Below are 14,202 nucleotides of genomic sequence, written 5' to 3' on the forward strand. Positions count from 1 at the left end.
ATAATAATAAATATAAAAAATCCGGAAGCCTTAAAAACTTCCGGATTTTTTATAACAACTAATTCTAATTACTTAACAAATTTGTCAATGATTTTATCTGTTTCTGCTTTTGCAGCATCTGGTTTTAAATCAAACAATAAAGAATAAAGCGCTTTTCTGTCAACTTTAGCTTCTAGGTTTAAATCTTGATGTCTGTCAAAAAGAGTTTGCCATTTGTCGCGAACATTTTTCCATAATGCGTTGTTTTCTTTCCACCATTTTTGAGCGGCGATACATTTTACGTCTGGAACTTTAGTGTAAACATCAAATCCTTTTTCTTGAGCTAGTAAAACATCTTTTCCAGCATCGTCACGAACTAATTTATCATTGTCTTGTTCATGATTCCATCCAGTAGAAGTGATTTCGTGAATATTTCTTCTTTTTAAAACATTGTAATCGTTACGTTTTGTTTGCTCTCTTCTTGGAAGTGGAGCATCGGCAACGTTTGCCCAATAATCTTGTCCATCAACGTGAACCCATGTTGAAGATCCTTCATATCTAGGGCTATCATCTACTTGATATACTTTTTGAGTCCACTGACCTTTAACTGCTTTTTTGTCTAATTTTTTGTATTTCCAAGAATTTCCTTTGTCAAACGAGTATAAGTCTGTGTTTTCGTATAGCCAATCTTGTCTCCAGTGTTTGATGATCATATCGTCACTTACAATCAATAAGTGTTGCATAACGATTTTGTTTGGTGTGTCTTCTAATAATTCAACCCATTCTAAAGCAGACTCATGTTTAGTTTCAGATGGTTTATAAGTAAGAGAATCTTTTGGGTAAGAGAAAGTTTCTGTGAAATTAAACTTCACTTCATAACAACCACACATCGATTTAATTGACTTAATGTCTTGTTGTTTTTTGTCCTGACTAAAACCAAGACTGCATGTTAAAGCCATAGCGGCTGACATAAATAGGCTTTTTGAAATCATAACTTTTTGTTTTGTTTTTAAAATTTTTCGCAAATATATAAATTTTATTTAGAACAATTAAAAATAGTTATATATTTGCATCGATTATTAAGACTGAATAAAAATAATGAAAATTAAAATTACTCTTTTTATTACTTTACTGTATTGTACATATTCTTTTTCACAGCAAAAAGATACTATTATAGCGCATGAAAAATTATCAGAAGTTGTTGTGACGGGTCAATTAGAACCACAATCTATAAAAAAATCAGTCTTTAATGTTCGAGTAATTTCAAAAGAAGATATTAAACAGCTAGCGGCAAACAATCTTGCTGATGTTTTAAACCAATACTTAAACATTACAATACAAAATAGTGGAAGTGATGGTCGTTCGACAGTTTCAATGTTTGGATTGGATTCGCAGTATTTTAAAATTTTAGTTGATAATATACCATTAGTAAGTGATACTGGAATGGGGACAAATGTAGATCTAACGCAGGTGAATCTTGATGACGTGGAGCGTATAGAGATTATAGAAGGTTCTATGGGAGTAACTCATGGTGCAAACGCTGTTACAGGTATATTGAACATTATCACTAAAAAAGGTGGGACTCATAAATGGGATATTAGTGCAACTGTTCAGGAAGAAACAGTAGGAAATGAATATTCATTTTCTGATAAAGGACGTCATATTCAATCAGCAAAAATAGGTCATAATTTTAACGATAATTGGTTTGTGAATGTAGGGGGAAATCATAATAATTTTGAAGGTTTTTATCATAACATGAAAGGAAAAGATCATTATGCAACTGATGGTTTGAGAGGGTACAGTTGGTTACCAAAAGAACAATGGGTTGGAAATGCAATGCTTGGATACCAGAAAAACAGTTTTAAAATTTTCTACAAATTCGATTACTATGGAGAAAATGTAGATTATTATAGTCCAATATTGGTTCCTCAAGATAATTATCCGTTTCCGGAAACTTACTTTACAAGAGACAAAAGATACATTACAAATAGGTTTTACCATCATTTAAATGCAAACGGAAAGATCTTTTCCAAATTGAATTACAATGTTTCTGTTTCACATCAAAAACAAGAACGAGATGCCGAATTGTTTGATTACCAAATGGAGACTGAGCAAGAATCTAATAATAATAGATTTACATATCAGTCTAAGGAAGTTTTTTATTCAACAGGAGCGTTAAGCAATTTTTTTAATAATAAAAAAGTCGATTTTCAGCTTGGTTATGAGATTACGAACGAAAATGGGTTTTATAGTAGTGCTGCAGGAACATTTTTAGATAATCAGCTTCAGTCTAAAGATGTCAGAAAGAGATTAGAAAATTACGATATTTTTACAGTTGCAGAGATTAGTTTGACAGATAAATTCTCTATTCGCCCAGGACTTCGATATTCGTTTCAGTCTGCTTTTGAAAACCAATATGCGAGTTCGTTAGGACTGAGATATCTTTTCAAAAAAGGATTAGAAGCCAGAGCTTCTCTTGGAAAGTCATATCGCACACCAAATTTTGACGAACTATATACCTATTTTGTAGATTCTAATCATAACGTACAAGGTAATCCTAATTTGGTTCCAGAAAATAGCACTTCATACGAAGCTAGTTTTAAAAGAACCTGCCGCTTTGATTCAGGAGCTCAAATAGCAAACAATCTTGCTGTAACTTTTTTAGATGTTAATGACAGAATTGATATGGTCTTAGTTGAGCTTCCAGGAAAGTATCAATATATAAATATCAATAAGTACAAAATGTGGAATATTTCAACCACAGAACAATATGCGTATAAAAACTGGAATGTAAAAGTTGGGGCTGCACTTGTTGGTATTTCGCAAAAGCTGGATCTGGCTCAGTTAGGTATTAGTTCTGATGATAAATTTTTATATTCCTTACAGTTGAACTCTAGTGTTTCTTATAATATTCCAAAATGGAATACTTTGTTAGCTCTTTATTATAAATATAACGGACAGCAACAGCAATTTGCTGCTGGGACAGACGAAAATGGCAAAGCGAAATTTTATTTGAATGAAATTAAACCTTATAGTTGGATGGATGCTTCTGCCCGTAAAACATTCTTCAATAATAAATTAGAAGTTACAGTTGGAGCCCGCAATTTATTCAATATTACTTCTGTTCAAATTATTCAGGGTAACGGCGGTTCAAGTGGAGGAGTTCATGGTTCTGGAAGTTCAGAATTAATGCTTGCTTACGGACGCTCTTATTTTCTCAAACTAACATATAATCTAAATTTTAATTAATAAATCAATACTATGAAAAAAAACTTTATTTTAATATTATCTTTTGTACTGCTTGCTCTTGGAGCTTGTAATAGTGATGATGAAGTAGCGCAGGCTAATGTAGTTGCTTTTGCAGCAACTTCAGTAAATTTATCTGCTGAAACAACTCCAATCGAAATTAAATTTGCTTCTCCAACAGCATCTGCAGGGTCTTTAACTCTGTCTTACACTGAAACTGCAGTTGTAAATGGTACAGACTACAGTACAACACCAGCAATCGCTGCAGGTAAAGTAATAGTTCCTTTCGAAAAAAATGTGTCTTCGGTAACATTTACTTTTAAGAAATTAAAAGAGGCTATAGAAGGCGAAGTAAAAAATGTCGTTTTCACTATTAGCAGCGCAACTATTAATGCTGTAATTTCTGAAAACAAATCAATTCAAGTAAATTTTAACGAAACAGCTTCTTTAGGAACGTCTTTGTCTCCAGAAGTTGGTGGGCCAATGGAACCAAACCAAATTTATATTGATTTGAGTAGTGGAAAAATGACTTCTGTTTTACGTAATTCTTGGGATCTAGGATTTTATTCTGGTTCAGATTTTAGAGTAGTGTTAAACAGCTCAGTTAAAATGGCTGCAAAAAAACTTGAAACAAGTAATATTGATGAGGTTCAAGTAGCTGATGAGACGATGATTATTTCTCAAGGGACTGGATTTTCTTCTCAGGTTGATGATTCAGCAGGTGATATTACAAAAACAGCAATTGCTGAAGTATCTGCAACTGATTCTGAAAATAAGGTTTATTTGGTTTATTTAGGAAACAAGCCAGCAGATGTAGCTCCAGTCTTAGGAAAAGAAGGTGCAGTCGCAGGAGAAACAAGAGGATGGAAAAAAATTAGAGTTTTAAAAAGTGGAAATGACTATAAAATTCAATATGCTAATATTGATGCTACAACACACCAAGAAGTTGTTGTTTCTAAAAATTCTGCTTATAACTTTACTTTCTTTAGCTTACTTGATAATAAAACGGTTAGTGTTGAACCACAGAAAGCACAATGGGATCTTAATTTTACAACCTTTACTAATGTAATTCCTTATGCAGGATCTACAGTACCATATTTCTACCCAGATTATGTAGTAAATAATGTAAAAGGAGGAGCGCAAGCTTATCAGGTTTTGATAACTGAGACAACTACATATGAGAACTTTACATTGGCTAATGTTGAAACTGCTAATTTTACTGCCGATCAAAGAAATATTGGTTCAAATTGGAGAGCTACTTCTGCGAGTGTAAATGGTACTATTGTAACTCAGTTTGTTTTAAAAACTGATAGATTCTTTGTTGTAAAAGATCCAGCAGGAAATGTATATAAAATGAAATTTACAGGTGGAGCAAAAGCAGATTTAGAAAGAGGACATCCATCATTCCAGTATGCTATTTTGAAATAAAATAATTTTTAGCAACCTCGAATAATTTATTTATTCGAGGTTTTTTTTGTCATTTAACTAAAATTATTTTTTGTAGAAGAAACTAATGTTTAAATGTAATATAGTTTTTCTCTTGAACTTTTTTGAAAAAAAAATCTAATAAATAAATTATTATGAAAGCAAAATTACTATTGTTGACTTTTCTTTTTTTTGGAATTTTTGGAATTGCTCAGAATTCAGTATCATATAGTTCTTTAAATACTACTCTAAATCTTAACTCAGGTGTTGAAGGTACATCAGATATAGTTGTTAGCTGTTTTGGAAGCAGTGGTATCCCAGTTGTTCTTAATACTTTTTTTTTATGTGGTAATCCGGATGGTTATATTTCTTATGAAGCAACAAATGGACACTCATTAACTCCAGGTCAAACAACGACTCTGAAGTTTAAGTTTAAAAAGACGGTGACCACGGATACCCAGATCGTTTATAAGTTTTCAACAAATGGAAGTTGTTTTCAAGAAGAAAGTAAGATGATAAAAATTACTGTTAATTATAAGGGATCATCCACTACAAATCCAACAAATCCAACAAATCCAACAAATTCAAATGTAATAACAAATACCAATCCTCAATATATCTATGAAGATAATACTATACAGCCACTAATAGGAAGTGATATGGGAAGCAATGTAACCTATCAATGGTATAGGTACAACTATGATGGGCAGGGTTTTAAAATTATTGCCGGAGCTACAAATAAGGATTATAGACCCGAAATTAATAATGGTCTAAGCTTTAAAGATAACTTTGTGGCTAATTATACACAATATCGTAGACATGCTAGTAATGGAAGTATAAGTAATGTGGTTGATATACAGGTAAATAGTGTCTTGTCAGTATCAATCCAAAATAACACAATTAGTTTATTAGGGTCAGAAATACAAGGAAGCACTCCTACGGGAGGAAATGGAACATATGAATACTCTTGGAAGTATACGAGTGAAGAAATTGGAACATTTGAGTTTACTGGAGAGGAAGGAAAAAATTTAAAACTTCCATCATGGATTTACAATCCGAATTTACCAATTAATGTTTATGAAGGTGTAGTTGTTACTAGATTTGTGAAATCTAGAAATAGAGTTGTTTCAAGTAATGAATTAATAATTCAACCTCTTCCAGAGACAGTAAATAATATAATTACTATAAACGGATCTACTATAACAGGTAGTTTACCGGCTGGAGGAGATGGAGTGTATGAATATTCTTGGCAGTATACAAGTGCAGAAATAGGAACGTTTGAATTTCCTGGAGAGGTTGGTCAACATTTGGTGCTTCCTTCTTGGGTATATAATGCAAATCTGCCTATAAATGTTTATCAGGGTATGACTGTTACCAGAACTGTAAAATCTAGAAATAGACCTTCCTTAAGCAATGTACTAACTCTTCCTTCTACAAAGGCAAATAAAATTACTTCAAAAGGAATAAATGCTGAAGATCTAACAGTTTATCCAAACCCAACATCTGAATCTATAAATTTTGCAACAAATTTTTCTGCAGATAAAGAGCTTGAAATCGTATTGTACTCAGAAAAATTAGGAAACGAAAAATCAGTTTATAAAGGAAAAGTAACACCAAACCAGGTAGTAAATTGGAAAATTCCAGCAAACTATCAAAAAGGGCTTTATTTTTATAAGATACTTTCTGACAATAAAGAATTAAAATCTGGAAAAGTTATATTCAATTAAACGGAATCAAAAATTTAGTTAATCACTAGCTTTGTTTTTTTTATTTTTTTTTTGATTTAGAGGTTAGATTTATCTAACCTCTTTTTTTTGTTCTACTTTCTTGTTAAATTGAATTAGAAACAAAATGTTATTCTATCTTTGCACAAAATTTTTCTGCAATAAGTTAACAATTATTTAATTGGTTTAATTTTTGAATGCAGTTCTTCATATTTTTATAATTATTAAGTGAATACAAAATCTTATTTTTTTCAGTCTTTTTCGATCGTTGCTTTGGCATTGGTTGCTTTTATTGGATTCAAACAAATCCTTCCAGATAAAATATTTTCGGACAGTAAATTAGATTCTAAAAACATATTAATTGACAGTTTGCTTTTAGAGTCTGTTGCCCAAGATTCTCTTTCGTTGGATGATGATAGTATTGCTGAGAGCGAAAGAAAGCTGAATCAGCAGAAAATTGTTTTTGATGAAACTGAAGGAATCGAATTTCCTGCAGAAACATTTGAAGATTATAAAGGATATCAATATCTGATTTCTTTTTATGAGAAATTGTATCAGCTAGAAAAAAATCCACAGAACAAAGTTAGAATCGCTTATTATGGAGATTCGATGACAGATGGTGATTTAATCGTTCAGGATGTTCGTACCAATTATCAGGAACGTTTTGGAGGAAATGGAGTAGGTTTTGTTTCTATTACTTCAGAATCTGCAGCTTCAAGAGGTTCTGTCAAATCAACTTATTCTAAAAACTGGAAAACACAATCCTACTTAAATGTAAAAAGACCAACAAGCCCTTTTGGTGTGAATGGTCATGTGTTTTTTGCAAATGATAAATCCAATTCGACTTGGGTTCAATACGAAGCAGGTCTTAACAAATTTTCTACTTCTTTAGATAATGCAAGCTTATTTTATGGGTATTCAGCTAAAACTGGAAAAGTGAATTTTATTATTGGAAAAGATACCATCAAGAAAAGTCTTTCGCCAAATAATTTAGTGAATACATTAAAAGTTTCATCTGGAAGCTTGAAAGCTTTCAAAGCAAATTTTGTACAAGCAGATTCTATTCCGATTTACGGATTTAATTTTGATAATGGCGCGGGAGTTCACGTAGATAACTTTTCGCAAAGAGGAAATTCAGGACTTCCGATTTCAATGTTTAATGCTGACGTAATGAGAGCTTTTAATAATAGTTTGAAATACGATTTAATTATCCTTCATTACGGAACAAACGTTTTAAATTACGGAACCAAAAATTATTCTTGGTATGAAAAAGGAATGACCAAAACCGTTAACAAAATAAAAGAATCTTTTCCAGGAGTTTCAATTTTGATTGTTTCTACAGCAGATAAATCGACAAAATATGATATGGAAATGAAAACCGATTCTGCCGTAGTTCCTTTAATGAAAGCGCAAAAACACTATGCACTTGAAACACAAGCAGGATTTGTAAACTTATACACTTTAATGGGAGGTGACGGTTCAATGATTAAATGGGTTGATGAAACTCCGGCGAAAGCCAATAAAGATTATACGCATTTTAACCAACGTGGAGCAAAAGCAATTGGTAATTTGCTGTATGGACAATTAAACAAAGGATACGAAGAGTATAAAAAACTCCGAGAAAAAAGAGATGCTGAAGGAACTAAACCAAAACCAGTAAGAAGAGCCAAACCTGATTCCGTTTCAGTAACAACAGACAGCTTATGATAAATAAACTCATTGTTTTCTTTTGTTGTCTTTTTTTTGCAACAAATGAAAAAACTCCGAAAACAGACCTACATCCAATACCTAAAAGTATGATTCAAAAAGTGGATACCGCAAAAATTGATGTTCCTTCTGATGGTCAGATTTATAATGCGAAAGTATTAGAAGATTTCTTTAAGAAATTAGAGGAAAATGAAAGTAATAAAAATCAAAAAATAAATATTGTGCATATTGGCGATTCGCATATTCAAGGCGATTTGATGACTAATGAAATCAGAAAAAATCTGCAGCAGAAATTTGGAAATGGAGGAAGAGGTCTAGTATTTCCTTATCAATTGGCCAAAACAAACGGATCTTACAATGAACGATTTAGATCGAACAGAACTTGGGAAAGTTATCGAAATATTTATCCAGTAAAGAATAACCCAATTGGATTATGCGGAATTGGACTTTGGAGAGATACTGGTGGATTTGTAATGGAAATGAATGTAAAAGATCCCGCCTATAAATTCAATACCATAAAAATTATTACGCCTCAGAACCAAAATATGTTCGATTTGGCAATTTCGTCTAAAATTAATTCCATTCAGACGACAGAGCCAAAAGTTATTACACATAAAATCAAAAAAGGCGAGGTACTTGGAACTATTGCAGACAAATACGACGTTTCGATTGCAGATATTAAAAGAGACAATCATTTAAAGTCAAATAATATTCGTGCGGGAAGAACGTTAAAAATTGCTACAAAGGAAACAAAACAAAAGACCATTTCTATGTCAGAGTTTGTTCCGTTGGCAATAGAATCAGATTCTTATTCACATTATTATAATTCAGAAAATGCTCTAAGCCGAATTTTCTTGATTCCGAATAAAGAAGCTAAGGATTATGAATTAAACGGAATTGTTTTAGAAAAAGATGCTTCTGGAATTATTTATAGCGGAATTGGAGTAAATGGAGCCAAATATTCAGATTACAATAAATATCCGTTATTCTTTGAACAATTAAAATCGTTGCATCCAGATTTGCTTATTTTTTCGTTAGGGACAAATGAAAGTTACGATCACTTAGATGCTGGAAATTATATCAAAGAATTAAGAGAGTTTATCAGCAATATTAAAGCACAGAATATAAATGCTCCAATAATTGTGATGACGCCGCCGCCATCGCTGCTAAGAAGAAAACCGAATAATTATATCAACGATTATGCAAGAGAAATTATTGAGACAGCTCAAAAAGATGGTTTTGCAGTTTGGGATTTGTACGATGAGTTTGGCGGAATGAGTGGCATTAAACAATTAAAAGTACAAGGATTAATTGGGCCAGATTGGGTTCATTATTCAAAAAAAGGATACGAGAAACAAGGGAATTTGTTTACTCAGGCGTTTTTAAGAACATACGATAATTTTAAATTAAAGAAATAAGTTGACAACAATAGATAGCATTAATAATTGGTTCATTCAAAACTTTGGTGCAATTACAATAGAACAAGTTAAGAGTTGGTTTGTTTACAATCCCGACGAAAAACTTTTATTCAACACCGGTTTATTCTTAGGTTTATTTCTGGTTTTCTATTTTGTGTATGGTTTTTTACGCAAAACATTTTATTTGAGATTAACGTATGTTATTCTCTTCTCATTATTCTTTTATTATAAATCTAGCGGAATTTACTTTCTGCTTTTATTGCTTTCGTCTGTTGTAGATTATGGCTTGAGCCAGATTATTTATAGAGAAAGCAGAGACGGAGTTAAGAAATTATACTTGGTGATTAGTGTTATTTTGAATTTGGCACTTTTGGGCTATTTCAAATATATGAACTTTTTGATTGTAACTTACAATGATATGTTTCAGGGTAATTTTGCACTTCATAATGTTTTTCTTCCTGTTGGAATTTCTTTCTATACTTTCCAGTCGATGAGTTATATTATTGAGATTTACAGAGAAGAAATTAAACCAACAAAAAACTACATAGAATATTTATTCTTCGTTTCGTTTTTCCCGCAGTTAGTCGCTGGACCAATTGTTCGCGCGAAAGATTTTTTGCCTCAGATTTATCAAAAATTAAATCTAACAAGACAAGATGTAAACAATGCTTTGTTTTTGATTATTGGAGGTTTAATCAAGAAAACAGTAATCTCAAATTACATTTCGGTAAACTTTGTAGACCGTGTTTTTGATACACCATTGAGCTATACTTCTTTTGAAAACTTGATGGCTTCTTACGGATATGCAATTCAGATTTATTGCGATTTCTCTGGATATTCAGATATGGCAATTGGTATTGCATTGTTGCTTGGATTTAAATTGCCAACCAACTTTAGAACGCCTTATAAATCAACTTCGATTACCGATTTCTGGAGAAGATGGCATATTTCACTTTCGACTTGGTTAAAAGACTTTTTATACATTTCGATTGGAGGAAATCGTGAAGGTTCTTTCGCTGGATATTTATTCCCAAGTTTATTCTTTTTTGGATTATTGCTTTGGGGAATGGCAAATTATACGACAAGTATAATTCCTTTGATTGTGGCGTTAGCCAGTATTCTAGTTTTCTGTTTATCATTTTTACTTTCAAGCAAAAGAAAACAGACTTTAGTAACCAATTTTAACTTGTTTACGACAATGCTTTTAGGAGGTTTGTGGCACGGAGCAGGAGCACAATTTATAGTTTGGGGAGCACTTCACGGATTAGCTTTGGCAGTTCATAAAATATTCATGGAATTCTTTCCTTCTAAAAAAGATAAGAGTCCAAATTTCTTGTGGAGATTTTTCTCAATCTTAATCACATTCCATTTTGTGGTTTTCTGTTGGATCTTTTTCCGCGCAAGAGATTTCGAAACAGCTTTACAGGTAATCAATAATATTGGACAATTAACATTCGAACCAGAACTTTGGAAAACGATTGTATTAGGTTACAAAAATGTTTTCGGATTAATGTTATTCGGTTACGTTTGGCATTTCTTACCAGAAACTTTCACCAACGGGATGAAATCGGTTTTCGACAAAACTCCGATATTGGTAAAAGCAATAATCTTAGGATTTGTTTACTGGATTGTTTATGCAACAGCTGTTGCAGGTTCACAACCATTCATTTACTTTCAATTCTAAAATAAAGGTTCAAAGAGACAAAGTAACAAAGGTGCAGAGGTTTTTCTTCTTGCGCCTTTTTCTTTTGCCACAGATTAAAATGATTAAATCTTTTTTAAATCTGCGTGAAAGAAAACTTTGCGACCTTGCGACTTTGCGAGCAAAAAAACTTAGGGAACTTTGCGTAAATCTTTGTGTCCTTTGCGGTAAAATTCAAACGCAATTGCACTTAAATAAAAATTGCCTGAAATATCTAATTAGATTATCTTTGCACTTCAAATAAAGAAAATGATATGTTTGATAATTTAAGTGATAAGTTAGATAAAGCGTTCCATATATTAAAAGGACACGGTAAAATTACAGAAGTAAACGTTGCCGATACCTTAAAAGAAGTTCGTCGTGCCTTACTTGATGCCGATGTTAACTTTAAAATTGCGAAAGATTTTACTGCCAGAGTAAAAGATAAAGCAATTGGTCAAGATGTATTAACAACATTGCAGCCAGGACAATTATTGGTTAAGTTAGTAAAAGACGAACTTACCGAATTAATGGGTGGAGATGTTGCTGGTGTGAACCTTTCAGGAAATCCAACAGTTATTTTGATGTCAGGACTTCAAGGTTCTGGTAAAACGACTTTCTCTGGAAAATTAGCTAACTTCTTAAAAACAAAGAAAAACAAGAAACCACTTCTTGTAGCGTGTGATATCTACCGTCCAGCGGCGATTAATCAGTTGCATGTTGTTGGAGATCAAATAGGTGTTGAGGTTTACTCAGAACCAGAAAATAAAAATCCTGTTGAAATTGCTCAAAATGCAATTAAACATGCAAAAGCAAACGGATTCAATGTTGTTATCGTCGATACGGCAGGACGTTTGGCAGTAGATCAGGAAATGATGGACGAAATTGCACGTGTACACAAAGCAATTCAGCCACAAGAAACATTGTTCGTTGTAGACTCTATGACAGGACAAGACGCTGTAAACACAGCAAAAGCTTTCAACGATATCTTAAACTTTGATGGAGTTATCTTAACGAAATTAGATGGTGATACTCGTGGTGGAGCGGCGCTTTCAATCAAATCGATTGTAAACAAGCCAATTAAATTTGTTGGTACTGGAGAAAAAATGGAAGCAATTGATGTTTTCTATCCAGAACGTATGGCTGAGCGTATCTTAGGAATGGGAGACGTTGTGTCTCTTGTTGAAAGAGCTCAAGAGCAATTTGACGAAGAAGAAGCAAGAAAACTTCAAAAGAAAATTGCTAAAAACGAATTCGGTTTTGACGACTTCTTAACGCAGATTCAACAAGTAAAGAAAATGGGTAATATGAAAGACTTGGTTGGAATGATACCAGGTGCTTCAAAAGCCATGAAAGATGTAGAAATCGAAGACGACGCCTTCAAACATATCGAAGCGATTATTTATTCGATGACACCGGGAGAAAGAAGCAAACCAGCCATTATCGACGTAAAAAGAAAAGCCAGAATCGCTAAAGGTTCGGGAACTAAAGTCGAGCAAGTAAATCAGCTGATGAAACAGTTTGACCAAATGAGCAAGATGATGAAGATGATGCAAGGCCCAGGCGGAAAAAATCTGATGAAAATGATGGGAGGTATGAAAGGGATGCCGGGTGGTATGCCAGGAGGAATGCCGAGATAAAATAAAAAAAAGTTTCAAGTTTAAGGTTTCAAGTTAAGAGACCAAAACTTGAAACTTTTTTAATTCAATAAATATTAAGTTTCACAGACAACGTGAAACATGAAACTTTAAACTTGAAACAAAACAATGCAGCTACTAGACGGTAAAAAAACATCTAACGACATTAAAAACGAAATTGCAGCCGAAGTTCAATCAATAAAAGCAGCTGGAGGAAAAGTGCCTCATTTAGCAGCTGTTTTAGTTGGAAATAACGGAGCAAGTTTAACTTACGTAGGAAGTAAAGTAAAATCATGCCAAGAAATTGGTTTCGATTCAACTTTAGTAAGTCTGCCGGATACGATTACCGAAGACGAATTGCTTGCTAAAATTAAAGAGTTAAACGAAGATGATAATCTTGATGGATACATTGTTCAGTTGCCTTTACCAAAACATATCGACGAGCAGAAAATCTTATTAGCTATCGATCCTGATAAAGACGTTGATGGATTCCACCCAACGAACTTTGGTAGAATGGCTCTTGAAATGGAAAGTTTTATTCCAGCAACGCCATTTGGAATTATGGAATTATTAGAACGTTACAAAGTAGAAACTGCAGGAAAACATACAGTAGTTATTGGAAGAAGCCACATCGTTGGGCGTCCAATGAGTATTTTAATGAGCCGAAAAGGAAATCCAGGTGATTCTACAGTTACATTAACGCACAGCCGTACGAAAGACTTAGCAGAATTCACTAAAAATGCAGATATCATCATCACAGCTTTAGGGGTTCCAGAATTCTTAAAAGCCGATATGGTAAAAGAAGGAGTAACTGTTATTGATGTTGGAATTACACGCGTAGAAGATGCATCAAACGCAAAAGGATACGTTATCAAAGGTGACGTTGATTTTGACGCAGTAAGCAAAAAAGCATCTTTCATTACACCAGTTCCAGGTGGAGTAGGACCAATGACAATTGCGATGTTGCTTAAAAATACACTTTTAGCAAGAAAAATGAGAAGCGCAAGAAATAAATAAAATTGCGTCAAAATATATTTATAAAGCCTGTTCGATTGAGCAGGCTTTTTTATTTTTTTAACACATAGAAACATAGAATTTAATTCTTAAAAAAGAATACAAAAAGAGAAACAAATTTCTTTCACATAGTTTACTCGAACTCCTACTATGTTTATTTAAAAAAAGTGAAACGCCTTTTCTACAATTAGAATATCTATGTCTCTCTGTGTTTAAAATCTTCTCAAAGTTCCATTTTAATATATAATTAATAGTTTAAAGTTTCGGTTCTTAAAAATAAAGGATACTTTTGCACCACTTAAAAAAACACACTTCTCCAAATGGACGATTATTATTATTCGTTAGTATTAAATTAAGCAGCTTTTGAAATT

At 32.8% G+C, this 14,202-nt stretch carries 9 protein-coding genes; 8 read left to right on the forward strand and 1 reads right to left on the reverse strand.

Translation table 11 applies throughout. From position 1 onward, the window contains the following. Positions 1-68 precede the first annotated feature (68 nt). The gene (locus tag DM444_RS08555) at positions 69-971 is read right to left on the reverse strand and encodes a DUF6607 family protein (protein WP_111285625.1); all 903 of its coding nucleotides are present in this window, start codon (positions 969-971) and stop codon (positions 69-71) included. A 106-nt stretch (positions 972-1,077) separates the two neighbouring features. On the opposite strand from DM444_RS08555, the gene DM444_RS08560 reads away from it, so the two are divergent. The 8 genes from DM444_RS08560 to DM444_RS08595 all read left to right on the forward strand — a co-directional run bounded on the left by DM444_RS08560 (position 1,078) and on the right by DM444_RS08595 (position 13,834). Next, the gene (locus DM444_RS08560) at positions 1,078-3,228 is read left to right on the forward strand and encodes a TonB-dependent receptor plug domain-containing protein (RefSeq protein WP_111285627.1); all 2,151 of its coding nucleotides are present in this window, start codon (positions 1,078-1,080) and stop codon (positions 3,226-3,228) included. 12 nt (positions 3,229-3,240) lie between these two features. Then, the gene (locus DM444_RS08565; RefSeq protein WP_111285629.1) at positions 3,241-4,653 is read left to right on the forward strand and encodes an HmuY family protein; all 1,413 of its coding nucleotides are present in this window, start codon (positions 3,241-3,243) and stop codon (positions 4,651-4,653) included. A gap of 152 nt (positions 4,654-4,805) precedes the next feature. Continuing rightward, positions 4,806-6,377, forward strand: coding sequence for a hypothetical protein (locus tag DM444_RS08570; RefSeq protein WP_111285631.1), 1,572 nt, complete (start codon positions 4,806-4,808; stop codon positions 6,375-6,377). 225 nt (positions 6,378-6,602) lie between these two features. After that, positions 6,603-8,081 carry an SGNH/GDSL hydrolase family protein gene (locus tag DM444_RS08575; RefSeq protein ID WP_111285633.1) on the forward strand — a complete coding sequence of 493 codons (1,479 nt, stop codon included), beginning with the start codon at positions 6,603-6,605 and terminating at the stop codon, positions 8,079-8,081. A gap of 89 nt (positions 8,082-8,170) precedes the next feature. Next, the gene (locus tag DM444_RS08580) at positions 8,171-9,499 is read left to right on the forward strand and encodes a GDSL-type esterase/lipase family protein (protein ID WP_239455625.1); all 1,329 of its coding nucleotides are present in this window, start codon (positions 8,171-8,173) and stop codon (positions 9,497-9,499) included. A gap of 1 nt (position 9,500) precedes the next feature. Then, the gene (locus DM444_RS08585; RefSeq protein ID WP_111285638.1) at positions 9,501-11,183 is read left to right on the forward strand and encodes an MBOAT family O-acyltransferase; all 1,683 of its coding nucleotides are present in this window, start codon (positions 9,501-9,503) and stop codon (positions 11,181-11,183) included. A 272-nt stretch (positions 11,184-11,455) separates the two neighbouring features. Next, positions 11,456-12,820 (forward strand): signal recognition particle protein, encoded by a 1,365-nt coding sequence (ffh, locus tag DM444_RS08590; RefSeq protein ID WP_111285640.1) that lies wholly within the window; start codon positions 11,456-11,458, stop codon positions 12,818-12,820. Between the two features lie 126 nt (positions 12,821-12,946). Beyond that, on the forward strand, positions 12,947-13,834 hold the full coding sequence (locus DM444_RS08595) for a bifunctional 5,10-methylenetetrahydrofolate dehydrogenase/5,10-methenyltetrahydrofolate cyclohydrolase (protein WP_111285642.1): 888 nt from the start codon (positions 12,947-12,949) through the stop codon (positions 13,832-13,834). Positions 13,835-14,202 lie beyond the last annotated feature (368 nt).

Source organism: Flavobacterium ginsenosidimutans, from assembly GCF_003254625.1.
Classification (GTDB): domain Bacteria; phylum Bacteroidota; class Bacteroidia; order Flavobacteriales; family Flavobacteriaceae; genus Flavobacterium; species Flavobacterium ginsenosidimutans.

Bases quoted from the DNA above. Each gene is read 5' to 3' on its own strand.
- DM444_RS08565 (WP_111285629.1), top strand. From the start codon at position 3,241: ATGAAAAAAAACTTTATTTTAATATTATCTTTTGTACTGCTTGCTCTT.
- DM444_RS08580 (WP_239455625.1), top strand. From the start codon at position 8,171: ATGATTCAAAAAGTGGATACCGCAAAAATTGATGTTCCTTCTGATGGT.
- DM444_RS08595 (WP_111285642.1), top strand. From the start codon at position 12,947: ATGCAGCTACTAGACGGTAAAAAAACATCTAACGACATTAAAAACGAA.
- DM444_RS08570 (WP_111285631.1), top strand. From the start codon at position 4,806: ATGAAAGCAAAATTACTATTGTTGACTTTTCTTTTTTTTGGAATTTTT.
- ffh (WP_111285640.1), top strand. From the start codon at position 11,456: ATGTTTGATAATTTAAGTGATAAGTTAGATAAAGCGTTCCATATATTA.
- DM444_RS08555 (WP_111285625.1), bottom strand. From the start codon at position 971: ATGATTTCAAAAAGCCTATTTATGTCAGCCGCTATGGCTTTAACATGC.
- DM444_RS08560 (WP_111285627.1), top strand. From the start codon at position 1,078: ATGAAAATTAAAATTACTCTTTTTATTACTTTACTGTATTGTACATAT.